The following is a 20,546-nucleotide window of genomic DNA, read 5'->3' as shown; positions in this document are numbered from 1 at the left end:
GAAGGGCACGCCGCGTGTGATCGGTGTGCGGCGAATCGTCGCGCAGCCGGGGCGCGGATGATGCCCGCGGCACCTTTCTTCAGCCGACGCAGGCGGTATGGCGTGCCGAAGGCTGCCTCAGCCGCCGCGCAGCCGGCATCGGCGATTCACGTAGTCCAAAGCAACACGGCCCGCTTCGAGCGGGCCGTGTCGTTTGCGGGGTGCGTCGCGCGTCAGGTGCCGGCGCGCATGATGCGTGCCTTTTCGCGTTCCCAGTCGCGCTTCTTCTCGGTTTCGCGCTTGTCGTGCAGCTTCTTGCCCTTTGCGAGCGCGATGTCGCACTTCACGCGCCCGCCCTTGTAGTGGAAGTTCAGCGGCACGAGCGTGTAGCCGCGCTGCTCGACCTTGCCGATCAGCTTCTTGATTTCCTCGCGGTGCAGCAGCAGCTTGCGCGTGCGAACCGGGTCGGGCTTGATGTGCGTCGAGGCTTCGGGCAGCGGGCTGATATGGGTACCGATCAGGAAGATCTCGGCGTTCTTCACCACGACGTAGCCTTCCTTGATCTGGCCGCGCCCGGCGCGCAGCGCCTTGACTTCCCAGCCCTCAAGCACGAGCCCCGCCTCGTAGCGTTCCTCGATGTGATAATCGAAGTGCGCTTTCCTGTTGTCGATGATGCTCATGAAAGGATCGGGCCAACTCGTTTAAAATCACGATTTTAGCAAAGCAGGGCGGGAATCGCCCGGCTTGCGTTCCCACCTTGAGCGATGCCGCGCGATTTATGGCAGATGTCCAGAAAACCGTATTGATCCGTCATTCGGCGGAACAGATGTTCGACCTCGTCACCGACGTGGCCGATTACCCCAATTTCCTGCCCTGGTGCGGCGGTGTCGAGGTTCGCCGTCAGGACGAGAGCGGGATGGAAGCGCGCATCGACATCAACTTCAAGGGCATCAAGCAGCACTTCGCGACGCGCAACACGCAGCAGCGCCCGACGCGGATCGACATGGAGTTCACGGACGGCCCGTTCAAGAAGTTCACGGGCTCGTGGCGCTTCACGGCGCTGCGTGCCGATGCGTGCAAGATCGAATTCGCGCTGCACTACGAGTTCTCGAACATCCTGCTCGAGAAGATCATCGGGCCGGTGTTCAGCCACATCGCGAACACGTTCGTCGATTCGTTCGTGAAGCGCGCCGACCAGCGCTACGGGAAGGGGTGACGCGATGCTGTCGATCGAAGTCTGCTACGCGCTGCCGGATCGCCAGACGCTGATTCCGCTGTCGCTCCCCGAAGGGGCGACCGTTCGTTCGGCGATCGATGCGAGCGGCGTGCTCGCGCTGCACCCGGAAATCGATCTCGCGAACGCGAAGACGGGCGTGTACGGGAAGCTTGCGCCGCTCGACACGCTGCTCGCCGACCATGACCGCGTCGAGATCTACCGCCCGTTGATCGTCGATCCGAAACTCGCGCGCCAGCGGCGCGTCGACAAGTCGCGCCGCGACGGCTCCATCGAGGGCCGCAAGTGGATGCACAAGGACGCGCGCTGACGCGGAGCGATCCGCATCCTTCAACTCGATTCGTCTGAGCAAACGCCGCGGCGTTCAATGGGCTGCGGCATTCGCGTTTGCCGCCGCGCTTCCCGGCGCGCTTCCCGCCGTCCCGCCGCCGGCGGGCGTGTCGCCATGCCGGCGCACCGATCCATAGACGCCGGCGAGCAGCAGCACCAGCGCGGCGATCTCGAGCGCATGCGGCATCCGCTGGTCGTACACGAACGCGTAAAGCATCGCGAATACGGTTTCGAACACGATCAGCTGGCCCGACAGCGTGAGGGGCAGCCGCTTCGACGCCGCATTCCACAGCCCGTTGCCGAGCCACGACGCACCGATCGCGAGCACGAGGTTCAGCAGCCAGAACAACTGCCAGCGCGACGCGGGCACCGCTTCCTGCAGCGTGCCGGCCGGCAGCGCGAGGATCGCGATCCAGACGAGCCCGCCGATCAGGCCCGTCACGACACCCCACAGCACCGACCACTCGTTGCCGCCGAAACGATGATGGCGCTGCAGATAACGTGCGTTCGCGACCGCATACCAGGTCCAGCTCGCGAGCGCGCCCGCCGCGCAGGCGATGCCGGCGAGTTTCTGGCCGAGCGTCGTCGCATGCGCGGCCTCGGACGTGAACAGGTCGACGTTGATGCAGACGATGCCCGCGATCACCAGCGCCAGCGGGGCGGCGAGCCGGCGCAACGGCACGGCGCCGTGGTCGCCGAGGCCTGCGAGCGTCACCGTGACGGGCAGCACGCCGACGATCAGGGAGCTGGGTGCGATGCCGATCAGGTGCACCGCACCGGACAGCAGCATGTAGTACGCGACGTTGCCGATGACGGCGAGCCTGACCAGCGCGACGAGATCCTCGCGGGTCAGCCGCGCGAGCAGCGAGCGGGCCGCCGGCAGCGCGGCCGCGAGCGACACGAGACCGTACATCGCATAGCGGCCGGCGCTCAGCAGCAGCGGCGAGAAGTCGGTCAGCAGCCGCGGAACGAGAAACACCATGCCCCACAGGGCACCTGCCAGGACACCATAGACCACACCGCGCTGCATCGACTGCTCCGAACACGTGACTGATGAGCGCGCATCTTAGCGACGCCGTCGCGGCGTCGTCTTGTTCATTCCTGCACTCGGTGCAGGCCGGTGGGTGGGCGCGTCGCGCGCAGCAGCGATCGCGGCAGGCGGCGGATCAGTCGTCAGCCGGATCGGGCGTCGCCGCACCGTCGCCCGGTGCCCGCGCCCGCGCGGGCCGCCGCACGGCGCGCAGCGTGCCGCTGTTGCCGCCGCCGCAGTAGAAGCGGTCGTGGCCGTCGGATTCGAGCCCTGACACACCGACGCCGGCCGGCATGTCGATCTGCTCGAGCACCTGGCCCGTGCGCGGATCGATGTGCCGCAAGTCGGCCTGATCGGCTTCCCAGGTGCCGTGCCACAGCTCTCCGTCGACCCACGTCACGCCGGTGACGAAGCGGTTCGACTCGATCGTGCGCAGCACGGCGCCCGACTGCGGATCCACCTGATGAATCTTGCGATCGCGGTACTGGCCGACCCACAGCGCGCCTTCGGCCCATGCCAGCCCCGAATCGCCGCCGCCGCCGGGAGCGGGAATCGTCGCGAGCACGCGGCCCGATTCGGGGTCGATCTTCTCGATGCGGTCCTCGACGATCTGGTACAGGTGGCGGCCGTCGAACGCCGTGCCCGCATGCGCGGCGACGTCGATCGAGCGGACGGTCGTGCCGCGCTCCGGGTCGAGCGCATTCAGCTTGTCGCCGGACGCGTACCACACGTACTTCCCGTCGAACGTGACGCCGTGTACGCCGTCGACGCCGGGAAACGGGCCGTATTCGCGAAGGATCTCTGCACTGGAGCGTTTCATGTTCGTCGCCTCGTCGTTCGGTGAGGTCATCCTAATCTCCCGGCAGCGGGGCAGGGAGTAACAAGGTCGTCGCGAAACCGGGCAGCGGCGGCGTCATCCAGCGGCGCGCGCGGCCGCGGCCGAGCGGTTGGACCTTGTCCGCTTCGGCGAGCACGTCGAGCGCGCGCTGCACGGTGCGCTGGCTCGCGCCGAGGGCCAGCGCCAGCGCGGAGCTCGACCATGCTTCGCCATCGGCGAGGAGCGCGAGTACGGCTGCGTGGCGATCGTCGACCGGGCGCGCGAGGACGACGGTCTCGCGTACGCCGAGCGGTTCGAGCGCAAAGCCGCACGGCGTCGCGACGATGTTTGCGAGCGGCCGCAGCACCGCGCGCAGCCGGCCGATCTCGACGCGCAGGCGCGCGCGATGCGATTCGTCCGCATGTTTCGCGCGGAACGCGGCCGCGACGAGCGCGTTTCGCGACACGTCGGCCGGCCACGCCTCGCCGAGCGCGCGGGCGAGCACGAACAGCACGGGCCGTCGCGCGAGCGACACGGTCGTGCGCGCGTCGCGTACCGTGTGGCGGCACGCGTCGACGACGAGTGCGTTCGACGCGAACAGCGTCTCGACTTCGTCGAGCTGCACGAGCCGCGACGTGCCGCGCGCGATGAGGCGCGCGGCCGGTGCGTCGAGCACGCGTGCCGCGGTGTCGATTTCGGCCGTCAGCGCGGCGATGCCGGCGTCGCGGGCCGCCGCGCGCGCCCGCACGAGCGCCGCGCGGGCCGCCTGCGTGCGGATGCGGCGCATCGCGATGCCGGCCGCGATCAGCTCATGGGCGGCGCGCGATGCAGCCGGCAGCGGTGCGGGATCGAGATTCGCGAGCATCCGTTCGGCGTCGTCGAGCTGGCCGACCAGCAGCAGCCGGCGCACGCCGAGATAGCGCGCGTGCGCGGCGTTCGCGCGGTCACCGTGTGCGTCGAGCGTCGCACAGGCGGCATCGAGCGCGCGTGTCGGCCAGCGCAAGTCGCGCGATGCGAGCGCGATCTCCGCTTCCGCGACGACGCAGCGCGCACGCGCCACGGCCTCCCGGGTGCCGAACGCGCGTGCGGCGCCGCGCACGAGTGTGCGCGCGCGTTCGAAATCGCCGAGCTGCGCCATCGCGATCCCGCGCAGCGCGAGCGCCGGCGCGTCGTCGCGCAGCGCGACGCGGTTCAGCGCGCCGAGCGCGTCACCGGCCGCGAGCGCGCGCGCGGCCGCCGTGATCAGCGAATCCATCCGAATCCCGACACACTTGTCACTCCCTCCGGCCCGATGCCCGCCACTAATCTAGCACCACGCACACGGCACCGGACGCCGTGCCCGGCTACCCATCGGAAGGAGGAACCCGCAATGACGACCCATCTCACCGGAACGCGCGACGAATGGCTGGCCGCGCGGCGCGCGCTGCTCGACGCGGAAAAGGCGCTGACGCGGCAAAGCGACGAACTCGCGCGGCGGCGCCAGGCGCTGCCCTGGGTACGCATCGACAAGACCTACCGGTTCGACACCGAAGACGGGCAGGCCACGCTTGGCGACCTGTTTCGCGGCCGTTCGCAACTGCTCGTCTATCACTTCATGTTCGGCCCCGACTACAAGGCAGGCTGCCCGTCGTGTTCGGCGCTCGCCGACGGTTTCGACGGCTTCGCCGTGCACCTGGCGAACCACGACGTGACGCTCGCCGCCGTGTCGCGTGCGCCGCTCGCGACACTCCTCGCTTACCGGCAGCGGATGGGGTGGCGCTTCCCGTGGGCGTCGTCGGTCGGCAGCGATTTCAACTTCGACTTCAATGTGTCGTTCACCGAAACGCAGCAGCGCGCGGGCACCGTCGAATACAACTACGCGCTGGCCGGCCACGCGATGGACATGGATCCGCCGCCGGCACCCGTCGTGCAGTTCGCTGCGACGTGCGGCACCGATGCGCTCACGTATTCGCTCGACCGGCCGGGGATGAGCGCGTTCGTGCGCGAGGACGGCGCCGTTTATCACACGTACTCCACCTATGCGCGCGGGCTCGACGGGCTGTGGGGGATGTACCAGTGGCTCGATCGCGCGCCGCGCGGACGCAACGAGGCCGGCCCGTGGTGGCGCCGTCATGACGAGTACGCACGCGGCTGAGCGCGCCGGCGACGGGCGGGGGCGGGCGGTGCGGGCGATGGCGCGGCCGCCGGCCGGCGACGCGGGCCCCGATCCGCGAGCCTTCGGCGCGGCGCTCGTGGCCGTGTTCGCCGTTGCCGCGCTCGCGACCGTGGCGCAGCATGCGTCGATGGCCGCGATGGGGCGCGAACCGATGGCCGGCGGCTGGATGGCTTCGGCCGCATGGCTGCAGCCGTGCGGCCGGGGCGCCGGACGCGCATTCGCGGCGTTCGCCGGAATGTGGGGCGCGATGACGGTGACGATGATGCTGCCGGTGCTGGCGCCGATGCTCTGGCGATACCGGCAGCGCATCGGCCCGATGGCGACGGCGCGTTCCGCCTGGCTCGTCGTCGTGGCGGGCGCCGGGTACTTCGCGGTGTGGATGGCGCTCGGGGCGCTCGTGTTTCCGGCTGGCGCCGCGCTGACGGCCGCCGCCGCACGGCTGCCTGCGCTTGCCCGCGCGCTGCCGTTTGCGGCCGGCGCGGTCGTGTCGGTTGCGGGCATGCTGCAATTTTCCGCGTGGAAGGCCCGGCGGCTGGCGTGCTGCCGGCATGCGGCAGGCGACGTACACCGGTCGTCGGCAGTTGCCGGTGCGGCATGGTGGCACGGCGTGCGGGGCGCCATGCACTGCGGCGCCTGTTGCGGGAACCTGATGGCGATCACGCTGGCGGCCGGCATGATGGACCTGCGTGTGATGGCCGCCGTGACGGTCGCGCTCACCGCCGAGCGCCTCGCGCCGCCCGGCGGGCGTGTCGAGCGGATCGCCGGTTGCGTGGCGGTCGGCGGCGGCATCGCGATGATCGCGCGCGCGGCAGGGCTGCTATAACTCAGGGTAGGCAGGCCGATTCGACACGTTGCCGGGCCTTGCTTCGCCGTGGCTGCTTCGGCTGCGTGGTCCGTTTGCAACAGGCCGACGGGCCATATTGCCGCCCGTTGCGCGAATGGCTCGATGCGGCGGTGAAACGAAAGACGATCGAAAACGAACCGAACGGCGAACCGAACGATTCGGCCCCCGAACGGCCGAAACCGGCTAAGCCGTTGTTCGTGTTGTGAAAATTCACGGCGCTTCGCGTATAATTCGCTTTTGCGCCCATAGGATTTGCCATGCGTCTGATCCAAAAAGCACTCACTTTCGATGATGTGCTCCTCGTTCCCGCCTTCTCCGACGTTCTCCCGCGCGACACCAGCCTCAAGACCAAGCTGACCCGCAACATCTCCCTGAACATGCCGCTCGTGTCCGCCGCGATGGACACGGTCACCGAAGGTCGCCTCGCGATCGCGATGGCCCAGCAGGGTGGCGTCGGTATCGTCCACAAGAACCTCACGCCGGCCGAGCAGGCCCGCGAAGTCGCGAAGGTCAAGCGTTTCGAGTCGGGCGTCGTCCGCGATCCGATCACGGTGCCGCCGCAAATGAAGGTGCGCGACGTGATCGCGCTGTCGCGCCAGCATGGCATCTCGGGCTTCCCGGTCGTCGAAGGCCCGCAGCTCGTCGGCATCGTCACGAACCGCGACCTGCGTTTCGAAACGCGCCTCGATGAGCCGGTCAAGTCGATCATGACGCCGCGCGAGCGCCTCGTCACGGTCAAGGAAGGCACGCCGCTCGCCGAAGCGAAGGCGCTGATGCACAGCCACCGCCTCGAGCGCGTGCTGGTCGTCAACGACGCGTTCGAACTGCGCGGCCTGATGACCGTCAAGGACATCACGAAGCAGACCGAGCACCCGGATGCGTGCAAGGACGAACACGGCAAGCTGCGCGCAGGCGCGGCGGTCGGCGTCGGCCCGGACAACGAAGAGCGCGTCGAGCTGCTGGTGCAGGCCGGCGTCGACGTGATCGTGGTCGATACCGCGCACGGCCACAGCAAGGGCGTGCTCGAGCGCGTTCGCTGGGTCAAGCAGAACTTCCCGCACGTCGAAGTGATCGGCGGCAACATCGCGACGGCCGCCGCCGCGAAGGCGCTCGTCGAATACGGCGCGGACGCGGTCAAGGTCGGTATCGGCCCGGGTTCGATCTGCACGACGCGGATCGTCGCCGGTGTCGGCGTGCCGCAGATCAGCGCGATCGCGAACGTCGCGGAAGCGCTGAAGGGCACGGGCGTGCCGTGCATCGCCGACGGCGGCGTGCGCTTCTCGGGCGACGTGTCGAAGGCCCTCGCGGCCGGCGCGAACGCGGTGATGATGGGCAGCATGCTCGCGGGCACCGAAGAGGCGCCGGGCGACGTGTTCCTGTATCAGGGCCGCCAGTACAAGTCGTATCGCGGCATGGGTTCGGTCGGTGCGATGAAGGACGGCGCGGCGGACCGCTACTTCCAGGACAACTCGGCGAACATCGACAAGCTCGTGCCGGAAGGCATCGAAGGCCGTGTCGCGTACAAGGGTTCGGTTAACGCGATCCTGTTCCAGCTGGTCGGCGGTGTGCGCGCCAGCATGGGCTACTGCGGCTGCCGCACGATCGACGAGCTGCACGACAAGGCGGAATTCGTCCAGATCACCGCGGCAGGCATGCGCGAGTCGCACGTGCACGACGTGCAGATCACGAAGGAAGCGCCGAACTACCACGTGGACTGATCGCCGATGAAACCGCTGCTGCGAGCCGTGCTGATCATCGATGCCGTGCTGCTGCTGGCGTTCGGCGTGCTGTTCGTGCTGACGCCCTGGCAGTCGCTCTTCAACGCGCTGCAGCTCGCGAACGTCCAGCCGGCGATGCTCGGCCAGGCGTTCGGCATCGCGTTGCTCGGGCTCGCGTGGCTCGCGTTTCATGCAGCGTTCAACGGGGATCTCACCGCGCCTGTCGCGCGCGCGGTCGGCCATGTGTACTGGCTGACCGGCGCGCTGACGATCGTCTGGTCGATCGGCACCGGCAGCGGTCCCGCGCTCGCCGCCGCCGGCAGGGTGCTGTCGGCCGTGGCGGGTGTCGCACTGATCGTGCTCGGTCTCGGCGGCGTGCGGCTCGCATCGGCCGTGCGCCGGCGCGAAAAAGCGCAGGCGCTCGAGGCGCGCGCGCCGGCGTCGCGTCCGGACGAACCTGCGATGGCGCAAGCGTCGTCGGCCGCGCCGCAGCGTGTCGAACCCGTCGTCAGCCGCCCCGTGGCGCCGTCGCCGGCCGCCGCATCGTCATCGGCCGCATCCGGCCAATCGTCGTCAGGCACCGTCGCACTCGACGAGCGCCCGCCGATGCAGGATTGACCGGCCATGCGTCGCGCGTGCTGCCTTCCGCCCGACGCCGCTGTCCTTGCTTGTGACGCAGCGCATGATGCAAACGATGCGCTGCTTTTCTTATTCTCTTCATCCCGTCCGCAGCCATGCACGACAAAATCCTGATTCTCGACTTCGGTTCGCAAGTCACCCAACTGATCGCGCGCCGCGTGCGTGAAGCGCACGTCTACTGCGAAATCCATCCGAACGACGTGTCCGACGACTTCGTCCGCGAATTCGCGCCGAAGGCGGTGATCCTGTCGGGCAGCCACGCGAGCACGTACGAAGACCACCAGCTGCGCGCGCCGCAGGCCGTGTGGGATCTCGGCGTGCCGGTGCTCGGCATCTGCTACGGCATGCAGACGATGGCCGTGCAGCTCGGCGGCAAGGTCGAGTGGAGCGACCACCGCGAATTCGGTTACGCGGAAATGCGCGCGCATGGCCATACGCGCCTGCTCGACGGCATCGAGGATTTCAAGACCGACGAAGGCCACGGGATGCTGAAGGTCTGGATGAGCCACGGCGACAAGGTTGCCGAGCTGCCGCCGGGCTTCGCGCTGATGGCGTCGACGCCGAGCTGCCCGATCGCCGGCATGGCCGACGAGGCGCGCGGCTACTACGCGGTGCAGTTCCACCCGGAAGTCACGCACACGGTGAAGGGCCGCCAGATCATCGAGCGCTTCGTGCTGCAGATCGCCGGCGCGAAGCCCGACTGGATCATGAAGAATCACATCGAGGAAGCCGTCGCGAAGATCCGCGAGCAGGTCGGTGACGAGGAAGTGATTCTCGGCCTGTCGGGCGGTGTCGATTCGAGCGTCGCAGCCGCGCTGATCCATCGCGCGATCGGCGATCAGTTGACCTGCGTGTTCGTCGACCACGGCCTGCTGCGCCTCAACGAAGGCAAGATGGTGCTCGACATGTTCGAAGGCCGCCTGCATGCGAAGGTCGTGCACGTCGACGCATCCGAACAGTTCCTCGGCCACCTGGCCGGCGTGACCGATCCGGAAGCGAAGCGCAAGATCATCGGCCGCGAGTTCGTCGAGGTGTTCCAGGCCGAGGCGAAGAAGCTGTCGAAGGCGAAGTGGCTCGCGCAGGGCACGATCTACCCGGACGTGGTCGAATCGGGCGGCACGAAGACGAAGAAGGCGACCACGATCAAGAGCCACCACAACGTCGGTGGTCTGCCGGAAACGCTCGGCCTGAAGCTGCTCGAGCCGCTGCGCGACCTGTTCAAGGACGAAGTGCGCGAGCTGGGTGTCGCACTCGGCCTGCCGCCGGAGATGGTGTACCGCCATCCGTTCCCGGGCCCGGGCCTCGGCGTGCGGATTCTCGGCGAAGTGAAGCGCGAATACGCGGACCTGCTGCGCCGCGCGGACGCGATCTTCATCGAGGAACTGCGCAACACGACCGCGACCGCGCAGGATGCGGCTGCCGGCCTGTGCGGCGAAGCCGATGTCGGCAAGACCTGGTACGACCTGACGAGCCAGGCGTTCGCGGTGTTTCTGCCGGTCAAGTCGGTGGGCGTGATGGGCGATGGCCGCACGTATGACTACGTGACGTCGCTGCGCGCCGTGCAGACGACCGACTTCATGACCGCACACTGGGCGCACCTGCCGTACGCGCTGCTCGGCCGCGCGTCGAACCGGATCATCAACGAGGTGCGCGGGATCAACCGGGTCGTGTACGACATCTCGGGCAAGCCGCCGGCGACGATCGAGTGGGAGTGATCCGGCGTCCGGCACCGGCCGGCATCCGTTGGCAGTAAAACACACCTAAGCCCGCGATTTTGCGGGCTTTTTTGCATTCCTGTCTGGCAATGGCCGGTATCTTCCGGCACCCTCAAGCACGTTTTCCTTATGGTATGAACGATGGTATCGTTTCTGCGTGATGCCATGACGTGCTACCGATACCATGCGCCTGCTTTGCGGCGCATCATGGTATTGATTCTGGATAACACATTGATTTTTCGTGTTTTTCATCCGGAATTGGACGGTCCCCAGATCATGGTATTTGTACCGAATCTGAACACCGATCATGCTGACCGATACCAAGCTGCGCAACCTCAAGCCGAAGAACAAGCTGTACAAGGTGAACGACCGCGATGGCCTCTATGTTGCCGTCACGGCTGCCGGAGCTATCTCGTTTCGTTATAACTACTCGATCCACGGCCGGCAGGAAACCATCACGTTTGGCCGGTACGCAGTCGGGGGCATTACCCTTTCGGAGGCGCGCGAGCGTCTTGGTGAGGCCAAGAAGATGATTGCGGCTGGAAAGTCGCCGGCCAAGGAGAAGGCGCGGGACAAGGCCCGCATCAAGGACGCGGAGACTTTCGACGCCTGGGCGGAAAAATGGCTGCGCGGGTACCAGATGGCTGACTCCACGCGGGACATGCGGCGTTCAGTCTATTGGAAACAGTCACCTCATTCGGCATTCGGAGATCAGCCAGGTGCCGGTGATCGATGTGGACCAGGTTGACTACCTGTTCCATCGCCTGTTCGCCATGATTCAGCTGATGCTGAGAAAAAAGTAGAGGTACGAACGCCCGTACGTTGCGCGACGATGCCGACAGTCGCTCAGGCGTCATGCGGCGTTAGTGATGCCTTGTTAAATGGAAACGATCAACCGGGGAGAGACGCAATGCTTGAATGGTACTTGGAGGTAAATTCCCTGTTTCGGGCAATGCGTCAGAAAGCGATCGATGCACAAGGCCTCCTTGCTAGCGACGATAAAGCAGGAGCCAAGTTGATTAATGGCTATTTGAAAGCCGACTATCAACTGCTGCGCAAGCTGTGGACCGGCGCAGGGTTCCCGGAGCAAGACATGGGAAATCTTGGGAGGCATATCGGATTTGGCGACGCTAATGATTACGACGACATCCTTGCGCGCGATCTACCCCAGGTTGAGGTGAGGGCAGAAGCGCATGTGCGCGACGCGACGGGCACCAAACCGAGCATAGGCTTCGAGGAACTGCTGCATCCGGTAATCTTCGCGCATGCCTTCCAGCACTATGTGGACGGACACTACCGCGATGCCGTATTGAACTCGGTGGTCGCAATCTTTGATCTGATGCGAGAGCGCACCGGCCTGGATCTCGACGGCGCGGCGCTCGCGACGCAAGTGTTGAGCTTGGAAAAGCCACACCTGATCCTCAGTGAACTTGACACGGAATCGGGCAGAAATGACCAGAAGGGATTCATGCAAATTTTGGTCGGTGCTTACCTTGGCATTCGTAATCCCAAGGCTCATTCGCTAAATCATGATCTCGACCCGGAGAAGGCCGCGCAGTATCTGATCTTCGCCAGCCTCCTAGTCCGACGGATCTATGAAGCGAAAGACGCTCCGAAGACCTGAGTCGTGCCAGTTGCATCGGGGATTCTCGATACGACTGCGAGCAACTGGGACTTAGAAATGACCTGCGAAAGAGTGCAGGCAACGCAAAGAATCGAACCTTCGCAATATGCTTCTGTATCAGGGCTTTCTAAAGCGGAACAGGCCGCACACCATCACACGGGCAACCGCGGTCGAGCGAGGCCGGTGATTAGGATCACGGGGCTGCATGGGATAAAAAATTGCTGCGTAGCCCGAATTTTATGACTACTTCAAAGGGCATAGATGCCGAATTTCAATAACCAAGCCTATGAGGCGATGTTGCAGGATCTCCTTAACGATGCCTTCTATCTCGTTGACCGGTCGCTTAGAGGGAAAGCATCCACTATAAGACAATATGCGGAGATCGTTGTTCGAAAACTATTGGACATGCCCGATGGCCAACGTCTTAATCTAGGTTCGCCAACGACAAAAAAATCACTTGTGGAAAAGAGTAATAACGATCATTTTTTAATTTCATCTGTTGAAAGGATTAATGCGGTCGGCAGTAAATTTACGCATACTGAAGAGCTAAGCAGTGCATCCGAGCAGGATGTGCATGAAATGGTGTTGGCCCTGTTTGATTTATATGCGTATTTATTTATTGATTATTTTCGGCGCCATGCTTTCGGCGAAAATGAGCGCATTACTTCCGCGTTTTCCATTTTGCCTCCAACGGTACGTTATTTGTCATTGAGCGTACTTTACAGTCAAGATCCTGCTAATTTGATATTAATCGACAAGTTGTCGTTGGCGACATTGAAGGCATTTGATGAGGAGGCTGCTCTAGCATGGCTTGATGAGCGTAAAGAGCAGCTAAGTGCCTTGCCATCGATATCCGAGAAGGGGGCGCGTGATATGGCCGAGAGCTTTGGCCACGCTATAGCCGAGAAATTAGTGGAAAGTGCTCCGAGTATGTACGAGCTATGCGCGAAAAGAGTGAGGACCGTGGCTAAAACGATTGATCAACATGGTCCGCTTTATTATGACTTCGAAAGTGCTATTGAGCTTTATAGAAAGGTCGGTTTCGTAGAGGGAGAGTCTGAGGGTGTTAAAGAATTCAACTCGTTGATGGAGTTTGTATACATGGGGAGGAGGCCGCGTCCGGGCGATGTAAAAAACAATCCAGGCGATTATTTGACCATCGAATAGTTGGGGGTGTTGATGAATTTAATCTTCCGGCCGTAGATGATTCAAAAAATTAAATCACTTAATGCTTGATCCCTGCGAGACCTGTTGGCGGTGTGTGGGGTGATTTAAGGAAATTCGCCAATATCTCGAACGTCGATGTGGCGATGGATTGCCTACGCACCGATGTCTGACCGTTTGAGCGTGAGTTTATTGACGAGGGTAACAATGGCTAAGCGAATAAGTGTTGGTGCGGAATTGTTAGAGGGGGCGCTCCATCGAAGCGCAGTTTTTCTCGTGTGACCGCCTTTGTCGTGGCGCTTGAGAGTTATCGAAAGCCTTCAAGTGGCGACGCGTTGCCACTTGTCGATTTTGCGCATGCTGATGGCGATGCGTTTGCTAATGCCATTCGGAGAATTTATGCCGATCTACCTGACGACGCTCTTTCGGTGCATGTGCTCAAAGATGCGCAGGCGAGCCTTGCGGCTTTGCGCGATGAATTAAAGTACACAATCCAGAATCTCGCAGAGGACGAGCTCTTCATTTTCTACTACGCCGGCCACGGATTTCACGGCGCAGGTGGAAACCGCCTGAGCACTTACGACACGAACCGCACCAACATTGAGAATACTTCGCTGCCAATGCGCGACGATCTCTTGGAGCCGCTAGCGGAAAGTGCGTGCCGTCAAGCACTCGTTTTCGTCGACGCATGCGCCGAGAAGTTCAGTGGTGCGGTCAAGTCGCGAGATGTCATTTCCAATCTCGATGCGGCCGAGGTCAGGGAATTCCTCGGCAGCGGCTGGTACCTTGGCGTCTTCCTCTCGTGCTCGCCAGGCGAGAAATCCTATCCATCAACGACGCTACAGCACGGCGTGTGGACTTATTTCCTGCTCGAAGCAATTGAGGGTCGGGCGCCCGACGCGTTGACACGGGATCATTGGTTGACCGACTTCGGCTTGCGGGATCATCTCCGTCAGGAAATCCCACGATACATCACTCGCGAGATGCAGGTGCGTGGAAGCCAAACGCCGCAGGCTATTCTGTCGGGAACCAATAGCTTCCAGATCCGCTACGTCCCGCGCGCTCCCGCGGTGCCTGCAGACGAGGCATTGGCCGGAATTACTCTGCGGAACAGTAGCGAGTTCCTTGAAGGGACCGAAACTGGTGAAATTCGCACCCTCGCAGGCTTTAAGCGCGGGTACCACACCGTGCCAACCGAGGCGAGCGAATCGGCGGAAGCTTGGTGTCAGCGCCTCCTCACTGAGCAGGTGGCGGACGAGTTGCAGGAACTCTATGAAACTTCGCGAAAGGCACTCAATGCGCGGCGCAAAGATGTGCGAAAGGCTGAAGACAGCGGCGGCGGTGACTTGGACACTGCTGCGTTTCGTTACTCGGTTGAGACCGGACAGAATCCCGACGATTCTTCCGAATACATCGTTCGTCGCCGGCTGGAGTTGCGCCAGGGTTGGGACGAACATCGTGCTGCAATCGACGAAATTTTTGGCACAACGTTCGACTGTCTGGTTGTCGAGTTCGAGCGTATGGACGACACCTTCGATGATTTGGTCGAAAAGCTTGAGGACATCCAGGAGAACCAAGGCGGTGACGTTCACGATGACGACCGCTCGAAGCGTGCTACGTATCAGCGAGATGGCGTCACTTTCACGTTTGATCTGAAAAGGCGTCGGCTTGAGATTTCGTTTGGACGGTCCGGAACGCTGGAACTGGTAGATGCGGCACAGAAATTTCAACTCGGCACCAGCCGTGCGAGCCCGATGCTGGCGCCTCCGCGTCCTCGGCCCGCTCCCGTTTCGGCACGCGGCAAGATTCAGCGACGGTAGGGCTAGGGCTACGCGACGGCGATGGGGGATATGGTTCGCGCGAGTCGACACACTCGTATGTAGGATCGCATTGCGGATCCAAGCGCGCTAAAATGCATCGTGATCGACGATAAGCCCGAAAGTGTCTGGCTCCACAAGTCGCTCCATCTCCCGCCCCAGCAAAGACCTGCGCTTCTGACGGTAAAGGTGGCGGTAAAGGCCGATGTCGATCACTAAAAAATCCTTAAAATCGCGGACTTGCGAGTCTCATTGATGACCGAGTGGGAGTGAGCGGTAAAAAGCTCCTCTTGAATCATTGGCTTACGCAGGATCTTGCAGGATTTTCGTTGCGATCCGCATGGTTGTAAGCAATTGACGTAGAAGCGAACTTTCTACGAATCCGGAGACTGCCCGCCGCGTATGCGCTGCAAGTGACAGTGGGGCGGGCAGTAGCCGAATGCACGATTGCGACTCGATAATCTGTCGGCAACGGGATTCAGTCGTGGCAGTAAAAATCCTTCCAGAATGCGGGGCGCGGTGCGGGTTTGCGGGCACATCGAGGGCTCGTGATTGGTAACGGTAAAAGCGGTACCAATCACGAGAACAAAAAACGAGGCTCACTGAATTCGCATTCCGCAATCCTCTTGAATCCCGTACAGCCCTGTACAAGATCGCCGACCGCGACGGTGTGCGTGTCGCAGTATCTCCGGCGGGCATATTTCCTTTCTTCGATACGATTACCTGCATTATTGAGTGAAGAGAAACGATGGCGGCCGCGCGCCGTGTCGAAGCTTTTCACTGAATGCATCGCCAGTTGGCGTAATGAAGCCGGAATGGCGAATCCGAAAGTGCATTGTTGCGCTCGACAGGGATTTTGTCGTTGAATTGGTGTCGCGTGTTTCTCCAAAGGATCGATATTTTTTTCGCGCAGTTGGCACCGTTTTATCTTTTGCCACTTCCTATAATGGTCTTCAGCAACGTGGAACGCCTTGGTTCATTGCGGGGCTGTGTCGTCTCCGGGCGTGACCGCATTGCCGATGCGCCACGGTCAATTGGCCGTGGTATTTGGTGGCCTTCTACTGTAGTTGCAGCGTCGCGCGCCACCGCCAAAAAACGCTACGTCACAGGAAAGAAAAATGGCAAACCTACAAAACGGCATCAATGCGTGGATTTTCTTGAACGAAGACGAACCGCCACAAACCAACTACAACAGTCCCGAAAGTTGCTATCAATCGCTGATCGATTGCAAGGTTTACGACAGTGCAAATTTTCTTGGCATTGCTTTTTTTGAGGTCGTTCCCGCCGCACAGGGTTCCACGATCCAGATCGGCAACGCGTCGCATTCGGGTGGGCTGACCAATCAGGATTATTTGAATTTTGTACTCCGTGATGCGCGTCAGGTGAATCCTGGAATTAAATTTCTGGCCACGATGGTGTATTCCGGTGCCAATACATTGGCGGCGGTTTTCACGGGAGGAGGAGATCCGCAAACACAGGCGGCCAACTTTGCGAATAATCTGGTGACATATCTCCAGAATAATGGAATGAATGGCCTGGATATCGATTGGGAAGGCGATGTTTCCGATAAAATGACGCGAACGCAGTTTCAGATTCTGTTCTCTTCAATTCGCGCCGAATTCGATCGTCAGCCGGTGAAATATTATCTGTCATTCACGCCCGCATGGCCCACCAGTTCGATTGATTACGCTACGGTCAATAGCCAGTTCGATTTTATCTCTCCGCAATTCTACGACGGCACGCCGCTATCGGATTTTCTTGATGCCGGCATATCGCCGTCCAGGATTGGCTATGGCGCTCAGTTCGAGCCGGGAAATTCCGCCCCCAATGCCAGTGCGCAACAGGTCTGGAGCATGGTTTCGGAAGGTTTTTCTTCCGGGGGTACGCGGTACGATTATCAGGATATTTTTGTCTGGCGCTTCAATTCGGGAAACTTCCAGTTCGAGCAGGCGCAGTTCATGATTCTCGATCAACTCGGAAATCCGCCCACCAGCAACGCCTTCGACGACACACCGATTATCAGCGCCGCAGGTAATCCCAACCTAACCCGAATGACGATCCGGTCAGGCGACGTACTCAACGCGGTTCAGGCCGTCAATACCGGGACGGGACCATATAACACCGGCACCCAGGGAACGGGAACCGGAATATTTACCTTGTTGCAACACGGCGGAAACAGCGGGACTGCCCAGGTCATCAATATTCCGCTTGACGATCCGATCGTGTCCATTTCCGGCTACACGGGCGTGTGGTACGGCTGGCAATGTGTTTTGCAACTCACGTTGACCGGGAAAAGCGGAGCCACTTATGGCCCGTTCGGCAGTATGGCCGGCTCAACCGCCCGGAATGGTTTCGTGCAGTCTGCTCCGGCCGGACAAAGCGTGGTCGGCTTCAGTGGATCTACGGTGACGGTTCCGTTGGCAGGGGGCAGCCAGACCGCAATTCTTGCAACGCTGAATGCCGTTTTCGCCTGAGGCACCTGATAACGATTTTTCAGTACCTGCGGCAATGGTTGACCAAGGCCATGCGACTGCATGGCCTTTTTTCAATTCGTGTCGGGAGATTCCCAAGCCGTTTTGCGCTCACATGCTGCCCGAGTCATGAAACGTCGCGTGGCACGCGTGATGCGGCAATCCGTCATGTGCCCGATAGCGATCGCCTGCGGCCGTCGACCGATTCTCACGCATGCGCGCCCGCGAGCGAGCGCAGGTACATCGGCACTTTCGCCTTCGCCGTTGCCTGGACACGCGTCATGAGCGCGTGATCGATACGATCCAGCCCGTAAGTCCGGGCAATGTCCTGCTGCAGCCTGCACCACAGGTGGCTGGCCATTTCGGCATCGACCATCGCCCGGTGCGCCCGCCCCGATTTCGGCAATCGCAGCATGTCCGCGAGGCTCGACAGGCGATGACTCAGCGCGTCCGGGTAAATGCGCCGCGCCACGAGCATCGTGCAGGCAAAGGCATGCTCGGCCGTCATGCCAAGCAGCCCGAGTTCCGCCTGCCAGAACCGTTTGTCGAAACCGGCGTTGTGGGCGACGACCGCGTGTTTGCCGACGAACGCAGCCGCTTCCTTCATGACTTTCGATGTCGGAGGCGCCGATGCGATCATCTCGTTCGTGATGCCGGTCAGCGCGACCACGTCCGACGGTATGCGTCTGCCTGCATTCATCAGGCTCTGGAAACGATCGACGACTTGTCCGTCGCGGAGGAGGATGACGGCGATTTCGGTCGCACGATCACCCAGGTTCGGCGAAAGTCCGGTTGTTTCGAAGTCCAGTACCGCAACGGTTTGCATGGTCGAATCCTGTTGCTTCACGCGGTGTCGTTCAGAGAGGCCGAGAGGTTAGCATTTCCCGGCCCACGACGGACTCGTTCAGCCTGGCAAACAACCATCCGTGCGGCGCAAGCCGATCCGATCGATGCCTGGGATCGCCCGCGAATGCGTCCCGATTCGCCGTTGGCCTGGCAGGACGCATGAGGCGCGACGATGCAGAAGGGTGCCGGCTAGCGGCAGACCATCGACCCGCGCGTCATGCCGCAATCCCGTTTCCGCCTTCGACGATCCGGATCGGGCCCGTGGCGCGTCCCGCACCCTGCCCGAGACTGAACTCGATCAGCGCTTCGAAAATCTCCCGTTGCCCGGCAGGCAGCAAGGGCAGCAGCGTTTCGCGCCGCTTGTCCGCATCGAACATCGATTCGACCAGCCATCCCGTCAGGTAGAGCGACGCAAGGCATCCGCCCGCGGTCGCGACGTTGCCGTGACACACCAGCGGCTGGTCCATCACTTGCAGCCCGACTGCCTGCAAACCCTGCCGCGCTTCGGGGTGCGTCGTCGCGCGGCGCTGCGGTAGCAGCCCGAGCCGTTCGAGAATGAAGGCGCCGCCGCAGATCGACCCGACAAGCTGGCGTTCGGGATCGAGATCGAACGACGGCAGGAAACCGGGATCGGCGAGCGCGGCCGGTACGCCTTCCTTGCCGCTCGAAAACAGGACCGCGTCGGCGCGATTGGCGTCGGCGAGCGGGCCGTGCGTCGGGATCGCCAGACCATGGGCGGAATGCAGCACCGGCTGCGCGCCCAGGATCCGGACGCGCCAGTCCTTGCTGTTGCGACCGAGAATGTCCCACATCAGGAACAGGTCGATATCGGTGAACCGGTCGAATGCGACGAGCGCGATGTCTTTCAAGGCGGACTCCTTACGTAATGGCGCGCTGCCGGAAGCGGCGGCGGCCGTGATAGAGTGCGCAGCCTATCTGTCCATGCCGCACCATACACAGCCTGTATGGCGAAGACGATGAGCACACTGACGCGAAACGACTGGATTGCCGCGGGCTTCGACGCCCTCGACGGAGAGGGGTATGTGGGCATTTCGGCCGAGAGCCTCGCGCGTCGGCTGAACGTGACGCGCGGATCGTTCTATCACCACTTTCGCAATCGCGAGGACTTCGTCAGGACCCTGCTGACCGCGTGGGAGGACGACTACACCGCGCGCATGCTGGCGTATGCGGCGGAGGGCCACGGTGCCGGGGACACGCTGTTGCGCTACCTGCGCATTGCCGCCGAGAAACGGCCAGGGCGTGAAATTGCGATCCGTGCCTGGGCATTGCACGATCCGCTGGTCGCGGAATGCCAGCAGCGTGTCGACGCGGCGCGGCTCGCGTTTGCGATCGACACGTCGCGCCGGCTGGTGCGCACGCCGGGCGAGGCCGAGATCGTCGGGCAGGCCGTGCACTTGTGCCTGATCGGTGGGCAGCAGTCAGGGCTGCGGCGCGACGCCGACCGGTTCAACGGCTTCATGCAGCGCGCTTTTTCAATGGTCGAACGCGTGCTGCCGATGCGTCGCGCATGATGCGTCACCTGGCACGCGTACCGGTGCACGCGCGGCATGCGGGGCGCGGACTCGGTAGTACGCAGCCGCGTTCGCATGTGCCGTGCGTGTGACGTAGAGGGCGGCGCGATCTCCCGCGCCGGCCAGACGGGTCATGCGTGCCGTGGCGACGAGGACGGTGCCGCGCGATGGCGCAGGTGAATCAGCGGATAGGGCCGTCCTTGTCCATCGAGCGCCGAGCGCCCGCAGCGCTCGAAGCCGAGCCGCTCATAGAATCGCGCTGCCGATTCGTTCTGCTCGTTGACGTCGGTCGACAGGTCGGGATGACGCGTGAGTGCGTCTTCCACGAGCAGGCGTCCGACGCCTGCCCCATGGTGCGCGGGATCGACGAACAAGGCTTCCATGTGACTGCCGTCGAGCAGCATGAAGCCGATCGCATGGTCGGCCTCGTCGACGGCGAGATCGAGCGGCGCACCGGGCAGGAACCCGACCACTTCGGATTCGATCGCGCGACGGTCGTCGTCGCTCAGGAAGTGATGCGTCGCGTCGACCGCGTTGCGCCAGATATCCAGCACGCGTGCGCCGTCGGCCTCGGTGGACTTGCGAATTCTGATCATGGTTTGACCTGTCTTGATTTGTAGTTTGAAGGTCG

The 20,546-nt window shown here is 62.7% G+C and carries 20 protein-coding genes and 1 pseudogene; 13 read left to right on the top strand and 8 right to left on the bottom strand.

Going from position 1 to position 20,546, the window contains the following annotated elements; all coding sequences use genetic code 11:
• Positions 1-212: 212 nt before the first annotated feature.
• Positions 213-659 carry an SsrA-binding protein SmpB gene (gene smpB, locus APZ15_RS14965; protein ID WP_006478511.1) on the bottom strand — a complete coding sequence of 149 codons (447 nt, stop codon included), beginning with the start codon at positions 657-659 and terminating at the stop codon, positions 213-215.
• 98 nt (positions 660-757) lie between these two features.
• Between smpB and APZ15_RS14960 the strand changes: the two genes are divergently transcribed.
• Positions 758-1,195: a type II toxin-antitoxin system RatA family toxin gene (locus tag APZ15_RS14960; protein ID WP_027787100.1), complete on the top strand. Its 438-nt coding sequence runs from the start codon at positions 758-760 to the stop codon at positions 1,193-1,195.
• 4 nt (positions 1,196-1,199) lie between these two features.
• Positions 1,200-1,523: an RnfH family protein gene (locus APZ15_RS14955; protein WP_021159122.1), complete on the top strand. Its 324-nt coding sequence runs from the start codon at positions 1,200-1,202 to the stop codon at positions 1,521-1,523.
• A gap of 54 nt (positions 1,524-1,577) precedes the next feature.
• On the opposite strand, the gene APZ15_RS14950 is transcribed toward APZ15_RS14955, so the two are convergent.
• The 3 genes from APZ15_RS14950 to APZ15_RS14940 form a co-directional block, all read right to left on the bottom strand.
• Positions 1,578-2,573 carry a DMT family transporter gene (locus tag APZ15_RS14950; RefSeq protein WP_027787101.1) on the bottom strand — a complete coding sequence of 332 codons (996 nt, stop codon included), beginning with the start codon at positions 2,571-2,573 and terminating at the stop codon, positions 1,578-1,580.
• Between the two features lie 136 nt (positions 2,574-2,709).
• Positions 2,710-3,393, bottom strand: a complete 684-nt coding sequence (locus APZ15_RS14945; protein ID WP_027787102.1) for a Vgb family protein — start codon at positions 3,391-3,393, stop codon at positions 2,710-2,712.
• A 31-nt stretch (positions 3,394-3,424) separates the two neighbouring features.
• The gene (locus APZ15_RS14940; protein WP_027787103.1) at positions 3,425-4,645 is read right to left on the bottom strand and encodes a hypothetical protein; all 1,221 of its coding nucleotides are present in this window, start codon (positions 4,643-4,645) and stop codon (positions 3,425-3,427) included.
• Between the two features lie 114 nt (positions 4,646-4,759).
• On the opposite strand from APZ15_RS14940, the gene APZ15_RS14935 reads away from it, so the two are divergent.
• Both APZ15_RS14935 and APZ15_RS14930 read left to right on the top strand, forming a co-directional pair.
• Positions 4,760-5,524, top strand: coding sequence for a DUF899 domain-containing protein (locus tag APZ15_RS14935; protein WP_027787104.1), 765 nt, complete (start codon positions 4,760-4,762; stop codon positions 5,522-5,524).
• 37 nt (positions 5,525-5,561) lie between these two features.
• Complete coding sequence (locus APZ15_RS14930; RefSeq protein WP_027787105.1) at positions 5,562-6,368, top strand: DUF2182 domain-containing protein; 807 nt, start codon at positions 5,562-5,564, stop codon at positions 6,366-6,368.
• Between the two features lies 1 nt (position 6,369).
• On the opposite strand, the gene APZ15_RS41775 is transcribed toward APZ15_RS14930, so the two are convergent.
• Positions 6,370-6,648: a hypothetical protein gene (locus APZ15_RS41775; RefSeq protein WP_155253122.1), complete on the bottom strand. Its 279-nt coding sequence runs from the start codon at positions 6,646-6,648 to the stop codon at positions 6,370-6,372.
• Between APZ15_RS41775 and guaB the strand changes: the two genes are divergently transcribed.
• The 8 genes and pseudogenes from guaB (at position 6,647) to APZ15_RS14895 (ending at position 17,540) form a co-directional block, all read left to right on the top strand.
• The gene (gene guaB, locus APZ15_RS14925; protein WP_027787106.1) at positions 6,647-8,107 is read left to right on the top strand and encodes an IMP dehydrogenase; all 1,461 of its coding nucleotides are present in this window, start codon (positions 6,647-6,649) and stop codon (positions 8,105-8,107) included. The two genes, APZ15_RS41775 and guaB, sit on opposite strands and share 2 nt — an antisense overlap.
• Positions 8,108-8,113: 6 nt before the next feature.
• Positions 8,114-8,725 carry an Asp23/Gls24 family envelope stress response protein gene (locus APZ15_RS14920; protein WP_027787107.1) on the top strand — a complete coding sequence of 204 codons (612 nt, stop codon included), beginning with the start codon at positions 8,114-8,116 and terminating at the stop codon, positions 8,723-8,725.
• A 116-nt stretch (positions 8,726-8,841) separates the two neighbouring features.
• Entirely contained in the window at positions 8,842-10,461 is a 1,620-nt protein-coding gene (gene guaA / locus APZ15_RS14915; RefSeq protein WP_027787108.1) for a glutamine-hydrolyzing GMP synthase, read from the top strand.
• Positions 10,462-10,768: 307 nt separating this feature from the next.
• Positions 10,769-11,149: pseudogene (locus APZ15_RS14910) on the top strand (Arm DNA-binding domain-containing protein); the annotation flags it as partial.
• 222 nt (positions 11,150-11,371) lie between these two features.
• Positions 11,372-12,085, top strand: a complete 714-nt coding sequence (locus tag APZ15_RS14905) for a TIGR02391 family protein (protein WP_027787110.1) — start codon at positions 11,372-11,374, stop codon at positions 12,083-12,085.
• Between the two features lie 261 nt (positions 12,086-12,346).
• Positions 12,347-13,252 (top strand): hypothetical protein, encoded by a 906-nt coding sequence (locus APZ15_RS40910; RefSeq protein WP_138143285.1) that lies wholly within the window; start codon positions 12,347-12,349, stop codon positions 13,250-13,252.
• 275 nt (positions 13,253-13,527) lie between these two features.
• The gene (locus tag APZ15_RS14900) at positions 13,528-15,069 is read left to right on the top strand and encodes a caspase family protein (protein WP_027787111.1); all 1,542 of its coding nucleotides are present in this window, start codon (positions 13,528-13,530) and stop codon (positions 15,067-15,069) included.
• A 1,115-nt stretch (positions 15,070-16,184) separates the two neighbouring features.
• Positions 16,185-17,540 carry a glycosyl hydrolase family 18 protein gene (locus tag APZ15_RS14895; protein WP_080982129.1) on the top strand — a complete coding sequence of 452 codons (1,356 nt, stop codon included), beginning with the start codon at positions 16,185-16,187 and terminating at the stop codon, positions 17,538-17,540.
• A 205-nt stretch (positions 17,541-17,745) separates the two neighbouring features.
• Here the strand turns inward: APZ15_RS14895 and APZ15_RS14890 are convergent, their stop codons facing one another.
• Positions 17,746-18,363, bottom strand: a complete 618-nt coding sequence (locus APZ15_RS14890; protein ID WP_027787113.1) for a 3'-5' exonuclease — start codon at positions 18,361-18,363, stop codon at positions 17,746-17,748.
• 235 nt (positions 18,364-18,598) lie between these two features.
• Complete coding sequence (locus tag APZ15_RS14885) at positions 18,599-19,252, bottom strand: DJ-1/PfpI family protein (protein WP_027787114.1); 654 nt, start codon at positions 19,250-19,252, stop codon at positions 18,599-18,601.
• Between the two features lie 108 nt (positions 19,253-19,360).
• Here APZ15_RS14885 and APZ15_RS14880 point away from each other — a divergent pair, with 108 nt between their 5' ends.
• On the top strand, positions 19,361-19,915 hold the full coding sequence (locus APZ15_RS14880) for a TetR/AcrR family transcriptional regulator (RefSeq protein WP_034195867.1): 555 nt from the start codon (positions 19,361-19,363) through the stop codon (positions 19,913-19,915).
• Between the two features lie 131 nt (positions 19,916-20,046).
• On the opposite strand, the gene APZ15_RS14875 is transcribed toward APZ15_RS14880, so the two are convergent.
• Positions 20,047-20,511, bottom strand: coding sequence for an acetyltransferase (locus APZ15_RS14875; protein WP_027787116.1), 465 nt, complete (start codon positions 20,509-20,511; stop codon positions 20,047-20,049).
• Positions 20,512-20,546: the final 35 nt, after the last annotated feature.

The sequence above is a fragment of the Burkholderia cepacia ATCC 25416 genome (assembly GCF_001411495.1).
GTDB lineage: Bacteria > Pseudomonadota > Gammaproteobacteria > Burkholderiales > Burkholderiaceae > Burkholderia > Burkholderia cepacia.
Note: the sequence above shows the minus strand (reverse complement) of the source record. Positions and strands in the feature narration are given on the sequence as shown.

What these genes read in the sequence shown, in the direction of transcription:
- smpB (WP_006478511.1), bottom strand. Translation starts at nt 659, where the DNA reads ATGAGCATCATCGACAACAGGAAAGCGCACTTCGATTATCACATCGAG.
- APZ15_RS14945 (WP_027787102.1), bottom strand. Translation starts at nt 3,393, where the DNA reads ATGAAACGCTCCAGTGCAGAGATCCTTCGCGAATACGGCCCGTTTCCC.
- APZ15_RS14875 (WP_027787116.1), bottom strand. Translation starts at nt 20,511, where the DNA reads ATGATCAGAATTCGCAAGTCCACCGAGGCCGACGGCGCACGCGTGCTG.
- guaB (WP_027787106.1), top strand. Translation starts at nt 6,647, where the DNA reads ATGCGTCTGATCCAAAAAGCACTCACTTTCGATGATGTGCTCCTCGTT.
- APZ15_RS40910 (WP_138143285.1), top strand. Translation starts at nt 12,347, where the DNA reads ATGCCGAATTTCAATAACCAAGCCTATGAGGCGATGTTGCAGGATCTC.
- APZ15_RS14880 (WP_034195867.1), top strand. Translation starts at nt 19,361, where the DNA reads ATGAGCACACTGACGCGAAACGACTGGATTGCCGCGGGCTTCGACGCC.
- APZ15_RS14950 (WP_027787101.1), bottom strand. Translation starts at nt 2,573, where the DNA reads ATGCAGCGCGGTGTGGTCTATGGTGTCCTGGCAGGTGCCCTGTGGGGC.
- APZ15_RS14960 (WP_027787100.1), top strand. Translation starts at nt 758, where the DNA reads ATGGCAGATGTCCAGAAAACCGTATTGATCCGTCATTCGGCGGAACAG.
- APZ15_RS14955 (WP_021159122.1), top strand. Translation starts at nt 1,200, where the DNA reads ATGCTGTCGATCGAAGTCTGCTACGCGCTGCCGGATCGCCAGACGCTG.
- APZ15_RS14920 (WP_027787107.1), top strand. Translation starts at nt 8,114, where the DNA reads ATGAAACCGCTGCTGCGAGCCGTGCTGATCATCGATGCCGTGCTGCTG.
- APZ15_RS14930 (WP_027787105.1), top strand. Translation starts at nt 5,562, where the DNA reads ATGGCGCGGCCGCCGGCCGGCGACGCGGGCCCCGATCCGCGAGCCTTC.
- APZ15_RS14940 (WP_027787103.1), bottom strand. Translation starts at nt 4,645, where the DNA reads ATGGATTCGCTGATCACGGCGGCCGCGCGCGCGCTCGCGGCCGGTGAC.
- guaA (WP_027787108.1), top strand. Translation starts at nt 8,842, where the DNA reads ATGCACGACAAAATCCTGATTCTCGACTTCGGTTCGCAAGTCACCCAA.
- APZ15_RS14935 (WP_027787104.1), top strand. Translation starts at nt 4,760, where the DNA reads ATGACGACCCATCTCACCGGAACGCGCGACGAATGGCTGGCCGCGCGG.
- APZ15_RS41775 (WP_155253122.1), bottom strand. Translation starts at nt 6,648, where the DNA reads ATGGCAAATCCTATGGGCGCAAAAGCGAATTATACGCGAAGCGCCGTG.
- APZ15_RS14895 (WP_080982129.1), top strand. Translation starts at nt 16,185, where the DNA reads ATGGCAAACCTACAAAACGGCATCAATGCGTGGATTTTCTTGAACGAA.
- APZ15_RS14890 (WP_027787113.1), bottom strand. Translation starts at nt 18,363, where the DNA reads ATGCAAACCGTTGCGGTACTGGACTTCGAAACAACCGGACTTTCGCCG.
- APZ15_RS14905 (WP_027787110.1), top strand. Translation starts at nt 11,372, where the DNA reads ATGCTTGAATGGTACTTGGAGGTAAATTCCCTGTTTCGGGCAATGCGT.